Origin of the sequence: Glutamicibacter uratoxydans (assembly GCF_050753455.1) — a bacterium.
GTDB classification, from domain to species: Bacteria; Actinomycetota; Actinomycetes; order Actinomycetales; family Micrococcaceae; genus Glutamicibacter; species Glutamicibacter uratoxydans_A.
In genome coordinates this window covers 2,384,676-2,398,844 of sequence record NZ_CP192736.1, presented here as the reverse complement: position 1 = coordinate 2,398,844, position 14,169 = coordinate 2,384,676, and the positions used below count along the sequence as shown (strand labels likewise).

The window sequence follows — 14,169 nt, the reverse complement described above, 5'->3', positions numbered from 1 at the left end:
GGGATTTTTGTCATCGTCCAGTGTTTTAGCCCACCTAATAAATCTAAAGAGTGGTTTAATTAGGGATGTGGAGGCCACAAACGGACGAACACGTGGCACATGAGGGGGTTGTGTGGGCGAGGTAATTCTGGCTTTGCTGTTGATTGTTGCCGCCTTTGCGCTGGGTTTGCGCATGGGGCGGAAGAAAGCCCCCAGCGATCAAGTATTGGGCGAAGCCTGGCAAAAAGGGTATGACAGTGCCACGGCGTACTGGCAGCAACGGGTTGAGCGGCAAACTCAGTCGCGGACCGGGCCACAGGCTGAGCATGGACCAGTGCTTTACGCTGACCGACCGAGAACTGACGCACCGCCAGCCAGCCGCAGGCCGCAGGCAACAGAACCTGCTGAGCCAGCCGCCACGGTAGGCGCAACCGATACCCGCAGTGCCGCGGAACCGGTAGCCACCCCACCGGCCAACACTGGTAGTGGCCTGCCGTTTATGCGGCCACAGCTGGCCGAACGCGGAGCACTGCAGGGACAAACTCCGCAACTGCCAGCACCGCAGCTCCCACAGGCCAAAGCCGAACTCGATCCGCGAGCTCGGGCGCTTCGAAACATTAACATCACGCTTTATGTGGCGGCGCTGCTCTTGGTGGCCGCCGGCGCATTATTCCTCAGCTTTGCGCTGCCACCGGTTGCCAAACTCGTGGGGCTCTGCTTGGTCGCCGGAGCCTTCTACGCCGGCGGGCTGATCGTTCACCGAGTGAAAACCACCCTGCAACCAGCGGCTGCCGCCTTTGCTGGAACCGGGCTGGCATTGCTCCCACTGTGCGCGATCGCCACGTACAACACCGTGGCGGTATCAGCTACCGCTACCTGGCTGATCTTGTCAGTCATAGGTACGCTGGCTTTCGGCTACGCGACCATCAAATTGCGCTCCCGGATCCTCGCTTGGTTGGCAGTACTCATTCTGATCTCAACTGCCATGTCATCCGGGGCGATGATCCAACAAGGCGTGTTCAGCTACTTGGTGAGCTTGCTCGCCTGCGCGGTGCTACTACAACTAGTGATGCTGCGCAGCCGCACCTTGCATGAGTCACTCTTCTATCAAGCCATTGCCACCAGTATTAACCTTTTACCGCCACTGGTCTTTTTGATCTCGTTGGTAATGCTTTTCGACCTGAGCTCCCGCGAACTGTTCTGGACATTCCTACTGCTCAGTGCGCACTATCTGCTCACCACCCGGCTAAACCAGGAACGGCGTGGTCTGCACTTTGCCGTAGCACGCCTCTTCGCCCTACTCAGTGTGGTGGCCGCTCTGGACTATCTGGACGCTGAGCTAGAAATGCTGTTCCTCGCCCTCGTCCTGCTCTTGGTCGGACAAGGCATTCTGCTCACCAGATTTGCCGAGCCATATCGCCACGCATTTGGTATCAGTGGCCTGTGGTTCCGGATCGAGCGGCTCATCCTCTGGGCCCTGGCATTAGGCTCCATCCTGCTGCTCTATCTGGCCGCCTCTGGTGCACCCGATGGCACCTGGTGGGTGACCTTGTTGTTGATCCCGGCGGCCATGGGGCTCGTGATTTGGGTATCGCGACAGGGCGGCCGGCTCGAACCTGGTGTGTTGCTCGCCTTGGCGGCACTGACCGCTTTTGAACAGGTGCAGTCGTGGTGGCGGCCACTGCCCGCCCTGACCATTGCGGTGATTGGCTTTAGCCTCATCGCAAAACGCAAGCCGGTGGCACTGGCCCGAGCTGCAGCTCAGCTACGCTGGCTGCTCTTGCTGCTCGTCGGTGCAAAACTCACCCAGACCGGGCACTTGCTCACCGGAGGCTCCCGCTTCGAGCAACTCATGCCTGCTCTCGTGGGAATCTGGCTCGTCTGTGCACTGCTGTTCTTACGCAACCTGCGTGTGCTGCGTCACGCATGGCGCTCGGCTGCACAGCGTACCCACTATCTGGCACGCGCATTGACCAGTATCGGGCTGCTACTTTTGATCATCGCCCAAACCCGGTTCATGGGGGAGCGCCGGAGTAGCGGTATCGAGAACCTGTTCAGCCTCGAATATCAGACATGGTCAGTGATCTTGTTACTGGCCACCGTCCCGGTGCTTCTGACCTTCGGTTGGGTTCAGCAGAAATTTGCCAGCACCCGACCCGATGCGGTGCTGCATGGTGCCACACTCCTGGCCTTGGCCCTGACATTTGGGCTGTCGCTGCGGGCCGACTTCTGGTGGCTAGCGCCCCTAGTCGCCCTGGCCCACCTGCTATTCCTTGGCAGCGTACTACTGCGTATGACGGATTCGCTGTGGAAGATCGCCTATGCAGCATTAGCGCAACTGCACTTCACCGCAGCGACGTGGTGGATGCTGTGGTACTTCGAAGTGGATTATCACGGCCAGCTCGCCGTCCTGTTGCTCAGCGTGCTGTTGCCACAAGGCATGCGACTTGCGCTGCGGATCCGCCGTGCTAACGGGCTTAGTCGAGAGCTGGAAATCATCACTCTGGGATTGTTGGTGATGGTTCCACTGATCCTCGGCGGCTATGCGCTGGACTTAGCACGCGCGGACCGCGGAACTCTGATCTTGGGGCTAGTCGCCTGGATCGGCTACGCGTTACTGGCGCACCAGGGGTTGAAGACCAAAACCTACCGGCAATGGTTGTTGCTCCCCGAGATTCTGGGCAAGGTGGCATTAGCTCTGGTCGGCGCGACAGCCATGAACCCATTCACCGGATGGATCCGCAGCACACTGTGGAATGAAGGCACAGTGCAATGGATCCTGGTCGCGTTGGTAGTGATAGCTGCGCTCAACGAATATCGGCAACGGGCAAATACTAGCCACTCGCAGCTGCGACTCGTGGCTCTGGCCGTTCCTTGGTTCACATTGCTCGCTTCTCAGCACACGACCGGGTGGCTGGCCACGGCGTTGATCCTCGGGGCGTTGTGTCTGGGACTGCTGGTGCATACTCGACACACTGCGTGGTTCGCCCTGCCGGCAGCGGTAAGCGGCATAGCAGCTTCCTACACCGGGTGGCTTACCTTGGCAGCGCGCCCCAGCATGGGGCAAGCGCACGCACTGGATCTGAGCTGGGCCATGTTCGCTGCGGCCTTGCTGCTGTTGATCACCGCGCTCTTACACGGACGCTTTACTGATCCGGTACCGGCCTATCCAGTGACTGTGCGAAGCGAACCCGGTGCGGTCGGTGCGGCCTCGCGGATCTACTATGCCGCCATGCTCAGCGCCGGGACAGTCGCCGGCCTCAACGCGCATTTGCTGGTCAACGCTCAGCAACGCTCCGAGGGATCTCTCGCGGTCCTGGGTGGTGGGGTGTTGATCTTGCTGATAGCCACCTTGGTTCGCTTACATGAACTACCGCAGCGCTGGGGTCATCATGGAACCGATGGAATCATCTTGTTGAGCGTTGCCCTTGCTGCCCGCAGTTATCAGGTACTTTTAGGGCCGCTCGATCTGGTGGCTATCGTGTTGGTTTTCGCGACAGTTTGTGCCGGAATTGGCCTGCGTCACCTGCGCATCCGTGCGCAGCTGAGCACAGGGTGGCTGATCGCGGCCGCCGGGTTAGCCACATTCTCTGAAGTGCTGAGCCTGACTGGCACGAGTACTCTGGTGCAAATGCTGATCCTGCTGTTCTTCGTCGCGCTGCTAGTCTTTGGGTTGATCCGCGAAGAGAAAATTTTCATTTGGTGGGCGGCCATCGCGATCACCGCGGCGGTGATCTGGTTCCTGCGCAACTATGCCTTCCTACTCCTGGCGCTGCTGGCCGCAGGATTGATTGCGTTGGCCATATTCAAGTTGATGAAGGTGGAGAAGACCCCCAAATAGCCGAGCACCGCGGGTTATCGGCATCACAGCTAACGTGCTGAGTCGAAGATCACCTGGGTTTGGGGGTCCAAAAGATTTGCGCGGGTGGGGGTGCACCTGTCACACTAGATAAGTTGCTTCATTGCAGCCAGCTGCTCGAAAGAGCAGAAAATTGATTTCGAAACGACCGGGATCGGCACTCACTCAGGATAATGCCTGGGGTTCGGGAACGATACAACTGGATCGAATGACTTTGGATTCCCGCACTTCGTGTGAACGTCGAGGGGACGGTCGTGACAAAAATTTGTACGACACGCCCGACCGCGGGGGTCGGAGCCGCCTGCGGGTGAGGAACCCGGATCTGATCCGGATTCAGTCGCAGTGTTAGGCGTGCCGGTCCGTAAGGGCCCGTATAGGCACAGTAAATGTAGATAGTGCTATCAGAAAGAGGCGTGACGCCATGGCGGGACAGAAGATCCGCATCCGGCTGAAGTCGTATGACCACGAGGTCATTGACGTTTCAGCACGGAAAATCGTTGAGACGGTAACGCGCGCAGGCGCAACCGTGGTCGGCCCAGTGCCGCTGCCAACGGAAAAGAACGTGTACTGCGTTATCCGTTCGCCACACAAGTACAAGGACAGCCGTGAGCACTTCGAAATGCGCACGCACAAGCGTCTGATCGACATCGTCGATCCGACCCCGAAGGCCGTTGACTCGCTGATGCGTCTTGACTTGCCAGCGGATGTCAACATCGAAATCAAGCTTTAGGGGAGGTGCTGAGAGAACTATGACCGCAACCCGTAATGTCAAGGGCCTGCTGGGCACGAAGCTCGGCATGACCCAGGTTTGGGACGAGAACAATAACCTGATCCCAGTGACCGTAGTTCAGGCTGACAGCAACGTTGTCACCCAGCTGCGCAACGCTGACCGTGATGGCTACGCAGCGGTTCAGATCGGCTACGGCCAGATCGACCCACGCAAGGTAACCAAGCCATTGGCTGGTCACTTCGAAGCTGCTGGTGTAACTCCCCGTCGCCACCTGGTAGAACTGCGCACCGAGGATGCAGCCGATTACGCTGCAGGCCAGGAACTGTCCGTAGAGATCTTCGAAGCCGGCCAGAAGGTCGACGTCGTTGGTACCTCTAAGGGTAAGGGCTTCGCCGGCGTCATGAAGCGTCACAACTTCGCTGGCGCTTCCGCTTCCCACGGTGCTCACAAGAACCACCGCAAGCCAGGTTCCATCGGCGGCGCATCGACCCCAGGTCGCGTTTTCCGTGGACAGAAGATGGCCGGTCGCATGGGTGCAGAGCGTGTTACCACGCAGAACCTGACCATTCACGCTATCGACGCTGAGAAGAACCTCCTGTTGATCAAGGGTGCCGTTCCAGGCGCCCGCGGCCGCGTCGTTTTGGTACGCACCGCCGTGAAGGGAGCATAAGTAAATGTCTAAGCTTAATGTAGAACTGCCTGCAGAGATCTTCGACGTCCAGACCAACGTTCCACTGTTGCACCAGGTTGTTGTTGCACAGTTGGCCGCTGCGCGTCAGGGTACTCACAAGGTTAAGTCCCGCGCCGAAGTTTCCGGTGCCGGTCGCAAGCCATTCAAGCAGAAGGGCACCGGTCGTGCTCGTCAGGGCTCGATCCGCGAACCACAGATGACCGGCGGTGGCATTGTCCACGGTCCGACCCCACGTGATTACTCGCAGCGTACCCCGAAGAAGATGAAGGCTGCTGCACTGCGCGGCGCTCTGTCTGATCGCGCACGCTACGATCGCGTTCACGTTATCGAAAACTTGGTCTCCGGCGAAAAGCCTTCGACCAAGGATGCACTGGCTACTCTGCGTTCGTTGACCGAGCGTAAGAACATCTTGCTGGTGATCGATCGCGCTAACGACGTTGCCGCACTGTCAGTTCGTAACCTCGTTGAGGTTCACGCCCTGTACGTTGACCAGCTGAACACCTACGATGTTCTGGTCTCGGACGACGTGGTCTTCACCAAGGCTGCATTCGACGCCCTGGTTCAGAAGGAGGAAGCCAAGTGAGCGCATTCTCAAAGGCTCCGCACGATGTGGTCATCGCACCAGTCGTTTCGGAAAAGAGCTACGGTCTGATCGACGAAGGTAAGTACACCTTCTTGGTTGACCCACGTTCGAACAAGTCGGAAATCAAGAACGCTGTTGAAGCCATCTTCAACGTGAAGGTTGATTCCGTAAACACCATCAATCGGCCAGGTAAGCGCAAGCGCACCAAGTTCGGATGGGGATCCCGCAAGGCTACCAAGCGTGCGGTCATCACCCTGAAGGATGGCTCGATCGACATCTTCGGCGGTCCGCTTTCCTAAGCGGAGACCACTTTAACGAGGAATAAGAATAAATGGGAATTCGTAAGTACAAGCCGACTACCCCGGGCCTTCGTGGCTCGTCGGTAGCCGACTTCGCAGAAATCACCCGATCGACTCCGGAAAAGTCGTTGGTTCGTCCACTTACCAAGACTGGTGGCCGTAACAACTCCGGTAAGATCACCACCCGACACAAGGGTGGCGGACACAAGCGCGCCTACCGTCTGATCGACTTCCGTCGTCACGACAAGGACGGCGTACCGGCAAAGGTTGCTCACATCGAGTACGACCCGAACCGTACCGCCCGTATTGCTCTGCTCCACTACGTGGACGGCACCAAGCGCTACATCATCGCACCGAACCACCTCGGCCAGGGTGACACCGTTGAGGCAGGTCCGAACGCGGACATCAAGCCAGGTAACAACCTGCCACTGCGTAACATCCCGGTTGGTACCGTGATCCACGCTGTGGAGCTTCGCCCAGGTGGCGGCGCCAAGATGGCTCGCTCGGCCGGTGCATCGATCCAGCTGGTGGCCCGTGAGGGTCGCTACGCTCAGCTGCGTTTGCCTTCGGGCGAAATCCGCAACGTTGATGTGCGCTGCCGCGCAACCATCGGCGAAGTGGGTAACGCTGAGCAGATCAACATCAACTGGGGCAAGGCCGGCCGCATGCGCTGGAAGGGCGTTCGCCCAACCGTGCGTGGTGTGGTTATGAACCCAATCGACCACCCACACGGTGGTGGTGAAGGTAAGACCTCCGGTGGCCGTCACCCGGTTAACCCGAACGGTAAGCGTGAAGGACGCACCCGCCGTCCGAACAAGGAAAGCGACAAGCTTATTGTGCGTCGCCGTCGTACCGGCAAGAACAAGCGATAGGAGCCTGGAAACATGCCACGCAGCCTGAAGAAAGGCCCCTTCGTCGATCAGCACCTCTTCCTGAAGGTCGAGGCTGAAAACGAGAAGGGCACCAAGAACGTCATCAAGACGTGGTCCCGCCGTTCGATGATTATCCCGAACATGTTGGGACATACCATCGCCGTACACGACGGACGCAAGCACATTCCAGTGTTTGTCACCGAATCAATGGTTGGTCACAAGCTCGGCGAGTTTGCTCCAACCCGTACGTTCCGTGGCCACGTGAAGGACGACAAGAAGGGCAAGCGCCGCTAGGCCCCGCGAGGGATCTAGTGTCGCTTAGCACTTCTTCGATAGACGAGAGAAGGAAAGCAATGGAAGCCAAGGCAATCGCGCGTCATCTGCGCGTTACGCCTATGAAGGCCCGGCGCGTCGTCAACCTTGTTCGTGGTCTGCAGACCAACGAGGCACTGGCAATTCTGAAGTTTGCCCCACAGGCAGCTTCGGAGCCCGTGTACAAGGTTGTCGCATCGGCAGTGGCTAACGCCCGTGTCGCCGCGGACCGCGCAGGTGAAGCATTCAATGAGGACGAGCTGTACATCAGCGAAGCGTTTGTTGACGAGGGACCGACCATGAAGCGGTTCCAGCCGCGAGCTCAGGGTCGCGCGTTCCAGATCAAGAAGCGCACCAGCCACGTCACCGTGGTTGTTTCAACCCCTGAGAAGGGTGGGGAGAACTAAATGGGACAGAAGATCAACCCGAACGGTTTCCGTCTGGGCATCACCACCGATCACGTGTCGCACTGGTTCGCTGATTCCAGCAAGCCAGGTCAGCGCTACGCTGACTACGTGAAGGAAGATGTCAAGATCCGCGAGCTGCTGTCCACCGGTATGGACCGCGCTGGCATCGCCCGCGTTGAGATCGAACGTACCCGTGACCGTGTGCGTGTGGACATCCACACCGCTCGTCCAGGTATCGTCATCGGTCGCCGTGGTGCAGAAGCCGACCGCATTCGTGGCGAGCTGGAAAAGCTCACCAAGAAGCAGGTTCAGCTGAACATCCTCGAGGTCAAGAACCCTGACATCGAAGCCCAGCTGGTTGCCCAGGGCATCGCCGAGCAGCTTGCTTCGCGTGTGGCTTTCCGCCGCGCAATGAAGAAGGCCATGCAGTCGGCTATGCGTGCAGGTGCCAAGGGCATCCGCGTGCAGTGCTCCGGTCGCCTCGGTGGCGCCGAAATGTCGCGCAAGGAGTTCTACCGCGAAGGTCGTGTGCCACTGCACACCCTGCGCGCGAACATCGACTTCGGTAAGTTCGAAGCCAAGACCACTTTCGGCCGTATCGGTGTGAAGGTTTGGATCTACAAGGGTGACGTAACCGCCAAGGAACTCGCTGCACAGCAGGCCGCTGCCGCTCCGGCACGCGGTGGCCGCGGTGGCAACGACCGTCCACGTGGTGGCGACCGTCGTCGTCGCAACGACCGCAACAAGGCTGCTGCGGAAGGAGGAGAGGCTTAAATGCTTATCCCACGTCGTGTGAAGTACCGCAAGCAGCACCACCCGGGTCGCTCGGGCGCTGCTAAGGGCGGAACCACCGTAACCTTTGGTGAATACGGCATTCAGGCGCTGACTCCGGCCTACGTGACCAACCGTCAGATTGAAGCCGCTCGTATCGCCATGACCCGTCACATCAAGCGTGGCGGTAAGGTCTGGATCAACATTTACCCAGACCGTCCGTTGACCAAGAAGCCTGCCGAAACCCGCATGGGTTCCGGTAAGGGTTCACCTGAATGGTGGGTCGCGAACGTCAAGCCGGGACGAGTTCTGTTCGAACTCTCCGGTGTTAGTGAAGAGGTAGCTCGCGAGGCCCTGCGCCTGGCGATCCACAAGCTGCCATTGAAGGCACGCATCGTGCGTCGTGAGGGTGGTGAATAGGAATGGCTATCGGTTCAAAGGACCTAACCATTGAAGCTTTGGATGGCTACGACAATGCTCGTCTGAACGAGGAATTGAAGAAGGCCAAGGCTGAGCTGTTCAACCTACGCTTCCAGTCGGCCACCGGCCAGCTGGAGACTCACGGTAATCTGAAGGCTGTCAAGCGCGACATCGCACGCATCTACACTGTGCTGCGCGAACGCGAGCTGGGCATTCGTCAGGAAGTCGTTGTCCCGGTTGAAGAAACCAAGAAGGGCAAGGAATCCAAGTAATGAGCGAGAAGGAGAACGGTGTGGATAACGCTACCGAGCGTAACGACCGCAAGACCCTCCGTGGTTACGTGGTTTCCGACAAGATGCAGAAGACCATCGTCGTGGACGTAGAGGACCGTGTAAAGCACGCCCTGTACGGCAAGGTGATGCGTCGCAACAAGAACGTGAAGGCTCACGACGAGAATAACGAAGCCGGCATTGGCGACTTGGTTATCATCTCGGAGACTCGCCCGCTGTCTGCCGACAAGCGCTGGCGTCTGGTGGAGATCGTCGAGAAGGCTAAGTAAGCCCTCTTGGTGATTCCACGGATAACGTGAATTGCTGAAAACGCCCCGGATAGCTCCACTAGGAGCACCGGGGCGTTTTTCTATGCTCATTTCCTTAACCCGGCTGGAGCCAGCCGGGCGCTGAGGCATCGCTTGAATTCATTGAAGAATTTACCGCCCCACGGGGATGCTTCTGATGTCATGATGGTGACATGGACACGCAAGTAGGCTTTCTGGCCGCGGCCGCAACCACCGCAACGGCCGGGGAAAAGAACTGGCTACTGACGTTATTGGATTATTCCGACCTGGTGGTCGCCGTCGGCGTGGTGGCTGCCGTCGCCACCTATATTTTGCGCTCCCGGGTCGATCAAGCAGATCAATGGTGGAAGCGGGTTCAGTATGGACTGGATCTACGCCGCAGCAAAGATCCAAATGACCTTATTATTAGTAATCGGATTCTGGAGATGCTCCAGCCGGAAATGCCTACCGGTGACGAAGCGCTAGGCGACCACATCGCGCGCTGGTATCGGAATCGGAGCAGGTGGCGGGTGCGGCGGGTTGAAGCCCAGTTCGTCGCCGGGTTGCTTACTAGAGACGTTTCAGATGAACTGGCAGCATACCTCCGGCCGACTGTGGATCTAAGAGATAATGGCAGCGAAGGGCAAGGTGGGTCAACGTGAAAAGATTCAAGATCTCCGAGCTGCAGCTTGAGGAGATGGAGCTGGTGCGCGACGGCGACAACATCATCATCCAACAGGTTGCCGGAGAGCCGCTGACGAAGCCGATTCCCATCCGAAAGTTCCGCGAAATGGTTAGCCAAGCTCAGACTGTTCAGGGGTTGAACTGGCGGTTGGGACAAGAAAATGATCGGAGTATTCAGATCCTCGCTACGCTAGCCGAGAAGAACCCCGAAGCTTGGAGCGATGGATTGTAGGTATTTCCCTAGCGTGCCCAGACCTTTCCATCTGACCGGGACGCCTACACCTGGGTTCATCGATTTCCGAATAGGTGTGCATCGGATTGTTCTTCGCAGTGTTTCCGTGGATGTGCTCAGCTGCAGATCACGCCTTGGAACCTTCGCAAGGGGTAGCTGAGATGCTTGAATTCGAGCAACTCAATCACCAATCGGCGGATGAACCGCACTCGACTGCCGCCGATAGCAGCTCGGAGTGAATCCCAAAACCTTGCGGAAATCCGCGGAAAGGTGGGCCTGATCGGTGTACTGTAGCTCGGCGGCAAGCTGCACGATGCTTAGCGAAAGGGCTTCACGCAGCCGCTGAGCTGCTTCCAGCAACCGATACCGGCGTATCAATGTCAAAGGTGACAGCCCAAGGTACTTCAACGCCAACCGCTGAACGCTGCGGACCGATAGATTCAAGGCGGCAGCCAAATCCTCCACACGAACTAGGTCCCGGGATTCGTTGATCGTCTCAAGCAGGCGATTGGCCAGCAACCCTTGCTCCTCGGGCTGGGGGAGTATCCGACGTAACCCGAGGCTTAACACCTGCGTAGCCGCCATTTCGGGATTGTGGCCGGTCGAATCCATCAGACTGGAGATGTGCCCGTGCAACTGTGGCATATCCATGTCCACCTCGCGGTCTAATAAGTCACGAGGCTCATGCACGAACGCTCGCGCCGCTGCCGGCAACACAAGTGCGGCCACCGCCCACCCAGATTCACGCAGTTCTCGGTGCGAAGCCCCGGTAGTGGGGCCGGACAGACTGACTCCATTGGATTGAATCACCAGATTCATCATTGGAAAAGGCAAGAGCTCTTGCCGGGAGGTTTTCCCAGAAGCGATCTGCCAACGCACCACCCAAAACCAGCCCACTTGTTCGGCCAGCGACTTCGGTGGAGGCAAGCGCAGAAAGCGCGGTAAACGTGCCGGATACAGCACCCCTCGACCATCGCCTATCTCCATCATGAATGTCATCCCCAAAAGCTGTCGTGAATCTACAAGATTCAGAGTGCCACAACTGGCTACGTTAGGGGCATGGAAGATCTCAACGAATCCACTCAGGGTGTCACGGGGACGCACACCGAGAAAGGCATCCCACACGGCTCGACCAGCCTGACACCTTTCCTTGCCATCCCGAACGCGACCGCCGCGCTCGAGTTTTACCGTGACGTCTTCGGTGCACGCATCGTGGACACCACCGTCATGGGTGGCATCTTGGTCCACGCGGAACTCGACTTCGGTCAGGGACGACTGCAGCTGGGCGAGCCAAACCCGGACTATGGACTAGTGGCCCCACCGACACCACCTCAGGCCTGCTATTCCCTGGGCCTGTACTGTGCGCAGGTCGATGACATCCTCGCACGTGCCGAAGCCCAAGGGGCCACAATCCGGGAACCGGTCACGAACTTTGTTTCAGGTGACCGTTTCGCCTCGATTATTGACCCATACGGAGTGCGCTGGTCAATCATGAGCCGGGTGGCGGATCTCTCGGAAGCTGAGAGTGCAGAACGGGTAGCACGTTGGGCCGCTGAACAGCAGTCTTAGGTATAACAGATGCCTACTGGGCACTCACGTACGGTATGGTCAATACTGCACCCGGTGCTGGGGATGTGGGTATTTGATCTAGCGAAGAGGGAAAGCGCCCTGGCTATCGAACCCGCTTCGCTCTTGGTGATCTGCCTATATCCGCTAAGCTCAGGGAATGCATCCGGCTACCCGTAAACAGTTGTCACGCCTTGCTTGGGGAGTCATACTCAGCGGATGTTTGGGCATCGGATTGCTTCCATACGTGGATTTCCTGGCCGGCGGGTGGCTACCCAAGCTACAAGCCTTCCAGCCGTTTCTCTTGCTCCTTCCAGTGTTGGCGCTGGTGCTGGGTATAGTGCGTAGACACTGGATATTCAGTGGATTCGTGGCGTTGTCCTTAGTACTAGGCACTATGCCGATAATCCAAACGAACCCGGCTGGGGTGCACCCGGAAGCGAGCCAGAACGGTATGAACGTTTTAGCCTTTAATTCCTTGAAGGCTAGTGCTGATCCAACCGCGTTGGCTGAGCTGATCGGGAAAGCGGATCCTGATCTACTGATCCTGGTGGAAAGCAGCGAACAACTGCACCGGAAGCTGGAGTCACGTGGAGCGCTGGGGGCCTTCGGGTATCGGACCGAAGAAGTGGTGGACGGGGGAGAGCGGGATACCGTCATCTTCTCCAAATATTCGCTAAAGGAAAAAACTCGAGAACTGGATTCCACTCAGACCGGATGGTATTCCCTGCCAGTAGCGCAAGTACAGACACCCCAAGGGTTGATCAATGTTGCTGGCATTCATATTTATCCGCCAGTCGGAGATGCGAAGCGGTGGAAGCAGGGCCTCGAAGCAGTAGGTACGTGGGCCCGCCAAGAGACCAACACTCCAGTCATTTTGGCCGGTGATTTTAATGCGGTGCGGGCCCATCCGGGATTCCGTGACATGAAAACAGGATTCGTCGATGCCGACGGTTTCCTTCCGGCCGCAACGTGGCCAGCAGACCGGAAAATCTCTTCCCTGATTGGCATCGATCATATTCTGGTTCGGGACCTAGCAGTGGCAGAATTCTCTGTTCACAAAGTCGAGGGCTCCGACCATCTGGCAATCAGTGCCACTTTGGGCGTTGAGTGAAGTCAAAATGATCAGAGAAGACAATCCTCTGAAACCAAGAGCTGACAAAGTAGAGGTATTTCGTCGGGGTTCGCTGGGTGTGTGAAGTTCCGCTGAAACTGTTGGTTCGCGCTGACTAAAATTGAGTTGGGTCGATCAGCAGATGCAGACTCGCCGCTGGCTGGAATCTTTTTCCACTTCTCGGTGATTCGAGGACGATCCTGAAAGATTCACGTGATCAGTCCGGATGGTTAGGACCGGGGCGCCGTTTATTTCATTCCGGCGGGGTTCGGCCAGGTAGATTCGTACCGCCGATGCGGAACGGTGTGAGGCTATACCGCCGTTGTTTGCTTCCTAGAGGAGAGCTTCACCGATGTGCAACTGTTCCAGTATTTCGAGACTAGGAGATAACCTTTATATCCATCGGAACAGATAGGAGCTAGCCCAACCGGAAGCTACCCGCCGGTCGTTCCGGTGTCCTGCAACCGTCCACCTTTCGCGGTAACACTCTAACTTCACGGAGCGGTAGTTAGGCGATTGAGGTTTTGGTTCCAGGGGGTATTGTGAATTGAAGTGCGCTGCTTCATGGGCGGACTTGGTAAAACTGCCAATTGGCGGGAATCGCCTGATCCCGTTGAGATTTTTCGTATAAACGGCAGCCGGGCTCGAGTGGGAAGACGCTTAGACCGTGGATTTCGGACTGCGCATGAAATTCGTTGAAGCGTGTGACATCTCAATCCAATGCGATTTAGACCTGGAAACGAGGTTCATCGGAACGTTTCAATGGCTCGAAATGCAGGTCTGCGGGACACACAGCGACGCCCGGGATATAGTGACGCAAAGGCCGAATGAAACACGCCATACGCACCTGCCGCAGCACGGAGCTGAGCCATCTCGGATAGCCGGGTGGACCCAGCGCGCAGATACTGGTACCAACCCCACTGAACCGGGGAATTTGGCAGCAACATTCACAGTGCTTCGTAATCGGTACTGGACCCTAACAGGAGGAACAGCAAGAAAAAGTCTACGCGTAAGAAGCCGGGCCGCGATACCCTTGTCTTCTTCTGGACGGCCGTTGTTCTTGGAACCTTGGGAGCACTGATTCCATCGCTGGG

The 14,169-nt window shown here is 57.8% G+C and carries 17 protein-coding genes; 16 read left to right on the top strand and 1 reads right to left on the bottom strand.

Features of this window, described 5'->3' with window-relative positions:
• Window positions 1-112 precede the first annotated feature (112 nt).
• The 14 genes from ACQQZ8_RS11065 to ACQQZ8_RS11000 all read left to right on the top strand — a co-directional run bounded on the left by ACQQZ8_RS11065 (window position 113) and on the right by ACQQZ8_RS11000 (window position 10,395).
• On the top strand, window positions 113-3,820 hold the full coding sequence (locus ACQQZ8_RS11065) for a hypothetical protein (protein ID WP_431709863.1): 3,708 nt from the start codon (window positions 113-115) through the stop codon (window positions 3,818-3,820).
• A 439-nt stretch (window positions 3,821-4,259) separates the two neighbouring features.
• A complete protein-coding gene (gene rpsJ / locus ACQQZ8_RS11060; RefSeq protein WP_013349689.1) occupies window positions 4,260-4,568 on the top strand; it encodes a 30S ribosomal protein S10 in 309 nt (102 codons plus the stop codon).
• 19 nt (window positions 4,569-4,587) lie between these two features.
• Window positions 4,588-5,238, top strand: coding sequence for a 50S ribosomal protein L3 (gene rplC / locus ACQQZ8_RS11055; RefSeq protein ID WP_431709862.1), 651 nt, complete (start codon window positions 4,588-4,590; stop codon window positions 5,236-5,238).
• 4 nt (window positions 5,239-5,242) lie between these two features.
• Complete coding sequence (rplD, locus tag ACQQZ8_RS11050; protein WP_431709861.1) at window positions 5,243-5,842, top strand: 50S ribosomal protein L4; 600 nt, start codon at window positions 5,243-5,245, stop codon at window positions 5,840-5,842.
• Window positions 5,839-6,141 carry a 50S ribosomal protein L23 gene (gene rplW, locus ACQQZ8_RS11045; protein WP_431709860.1) on the top strand — a complete coding sequence of 101 codons (303 nt, stop codon included), beginning with the start codon at window positions 5,839-5,841 and terminating at the stop codon, window positions 6,139-6,141. The genes rplD and rplW overlap by 4 nt, the downstream gene beginning before the upstream one ends.
• A 32-nt stretch (window positions 6,142-6,173) precedes the next feature.
• Entirely contained in the window at window positions 6,174-7,013 is an 840-nt protein-coding gene (gene rplB / locus ACQQZ8_RS11040) for a 50S ribosomal protein L2 (protein WP_431709859.1), read from the top strand.
• 12 nt (window positions 7,014-7,025) lie between these two features.
• Entirely contained in the window at window positions 7,026-7,307 is a 282-nt protein-coding gene (rpsS, locus tag ACQQZ8_RS11035; RefSeq protein WP_431709858.1) for a 30S ribosomal protein S19, read from the top strand.
• 59 nt (window positions 7,308-7,366) lie between these two features.
• On the top strand, window positions 7,367-7,732 hold the full coding sequence (gene rplV / locus ACQQZ8_RS11030) for a 50S ribosomal protein L22 (protein ID WP_431709857.1): 366 nt from the start codon (window positions 7,367-7,369) through the stop codon (window positions 7,730-7,732).
• Window positions 7,733-8,506: a 30S ribosomal protein S3 gene (gene rpsC, locus ACQQZ8_RS11025; RefSeq protein WP_431709856.1), complete on the top strand. Its 774-nt coding sequence runs from the start codon at window positions 7,733-7,735 to the stop codon at window positions 8,504-8,506. It begins immediately after the preceding gene.
• Window positions 8,507-8,923: a 50S ribosomal protein L16 gene (gene rplP / locus ACQQZ8_RS11020; protein WP_431709855.1), complete on the top strand. Its 417-nt coding sequence runs from the start codon at window positions 8,507-8,509 to the stop codon at window positions 8,921-8,923. It begins immediately after the preceding gene.
• A gap of 2 nt (window positions 8,924-8,925) precedes the next feature.
• A complete protein-coding gene (gene rpmC / locus ACQQZ8_RS11015) occupies window positions 8,926-9,195 on the top strand; it encodes a 50S ribosomal protein L29 (RefSeq protein ID WP_431709854.1) in 270 nt (89 codons plus the stop codon).
• Complete coding sequence (gene rpsQ, locus ACQQZ8_RS11010) at window positions 9,195-9,482, top strand: 30S ribosomal protein S17 (RefSeq protein ID WP_431709853.1); 288 nt, start codon at window positions 9,195-9,197, stop codon at window positions 9,480-9,482. Before rpmC ends, rpsQ begins: the two co-directional genes overlap by 1 nt.
• Window positions 9,483-9,673: 191 nt before the next feature.
• Window positions 9,674-10,141: a hypothetical protein gene (locus tag ACQQZ8_RS11005; protein WP_431709852.1), complete on the top strand. Its 468-nt coding sequence runs from the start codon at window positions 9,674-9,676 to the stop codon at window positions 10,139-10,141.
• Window positions 10,138-10,395 (top strand): hypothetical protein, encoded by a 258-nt coding sequence (locus ACQQZ8_RS11000; RefSeq protein ID WP_431709851.1) that lies wholly within the window; start codon window positions 10,138-10,140, stop codon window positions 10,393-10,395. The genes ACQQZ8_RS11005 and ACQQZ8_RS11000 overlap by 4 nt, the downstream gene beginning before the upstream one ends.
• Window positions 10,396-10,575: 180 nt before the next feature.
• On the opposite strand, the gene ACQQZ8_RS10995 is transcribed toward ACQQZ8_RS11000, so the two are convergent.
• Window positions 10,576-11,385 (bottom strand): helix-turn-helix domain-containing protein, encoded by an 810-nt coding sequence (locus tag ACQQZ8_RS10995; protein ID WP_431709850.1) that lies wholly within the window; start codon window positions 11,383-11,385, stop codon window positions 10,576-10,578.
• 69 nt (window positions 11,386-11,454) lie between these two features.
• On the opposite strand from ACQQZ8_RS10995, the gene ACQQZ8_RS10990 reads away from it, so the two are divergent.
• Both ACQQZ8_RS10990 and ACQQZ8_RS10985 read left to right on the top strand, forming a co-directional pair.
• A complete protein-coding gene (locus ACQQZ8_RS10990) occupies window positions 11,455-11,964 on the top strand; it encodes a VOC family protein (RefSeq protein ID WP_431709849.1) in 510 nt (169 codons plus the stop codon).
• A 157-nt stretch (window positions 11,965-12,121) separates the two neighbouring features.
• Window positions 12,122-13,075: an endonuclease/exonuclease/phosphatase family protein gene (locus ACQQZ8_RS10985; protein WP_431709848.1), complete on the top strand. Its 954-nt coding sequence runs from the start codon at window positions 12,122-12,124 to the stop codon at window positions 13,073-13,075.
• The last annotated feature ends 1,094 nt before the right edge of the window (window positions 13,076-14,169 follow it).

Excerpts from the sequence above, each read along its gene's own strand:
- rpsJ (WP_013349689.1), top strand. The coding sequence starts at position 4,260 with ATGGCGGGACAGAAGATCCGCATCCGGCTGAAGTCGTATGACCACGAG.
- rplC (WP_431709862.1), top strand. The coding sequence starts at position 4,588 with ATGACCGCAACCCGTAATGTCAAGGGCCTGCTGGGCACGAAGCTCGGC.
- rplD (WP_431709861.1), top strand. The coding sequence starts at position 5,243 with ATGTCTAAGCTTAATGTAGAACTGCCTGCAGAGATCTTCGACGTCCAG.
- rplB (WP_431709859.1), top strand. The coding sequence starts at position 6,174 with ATGGGAATTCGTAAGTACAAGCCGACTACCCCGGGCCTTCGTGGCTCG.
- rpsS (WP_431709858.1), top strand. The coding sequence starts at position 7,026 with ATGCCACGCAGCCTGAAGAAAGGCCCCTTCGTCGATCAGCACCTCTTC.
- rplV (WP_431709857.1), top strand. The coding sequence starts at position 7,367 with ATGGAAGCCAAGGCAATCGCGCGTCATCTGCGCGTTACGCCTATGAAG.
- rpsC (WP_431709856.1), top strand. The coding sequence starts at position 7,733 with ATGGGACAGAAGATCAACCCGAACGGTTTCCGTCTGGGCATCACCACC.
- rplP (WP_431709855.1), top strand. The coding sequence starts at position 8,507 with ATGCTTATCCCACGTCGTGTGAAGTACCGCAAGCAGCACCACCCGGGT.
- rpmC (WP_431709854.1), top strand. The coding sequence starts at position 8,926 with ATGGCTATCGGTTCAAAGGACCTAACCATTGAAGCTTTGGATGGCTAC.
- rpsQ (WP_431709853.1), top strand. The coding sequence starts at position 9,195 with ATGAGCGAGAAGGAGAACGGTGTGGATAACGCTACCGAGCGTAACGAC.
- ACQQZ8_RS11005 (WP_431709852.1), top strand. The coding sequence starts at position 9,674 with ATGGACACGCAAGTAGGCTTTCTGGCCGCGGCCGCAACCACCGCAACG.
- ACQQZ8_RS10995 (WP_431709850.1), bottom strand. The coding sequence starts at position 11,385 with ATGATGGAGATAGGCGATGGTCGAGGGGTGCTGTATCCGGCACGTTTA.
- ACQQZ8_RS10990 (WP_431709849.1), top strand. The coding sequence starts at position 11,455 with ATGGAAGATCTCAACGAATCCACTCAGGGTGTCACGGGGACGCACACC.
- ACQQZ8_RS10985 (WP_431709848.1), top strand. The coding sequence starts at position 12,122 with ATGCATCCGGCTACCCGTAAACAGTTGTCACGCCTTGCTTGGGGAGTC.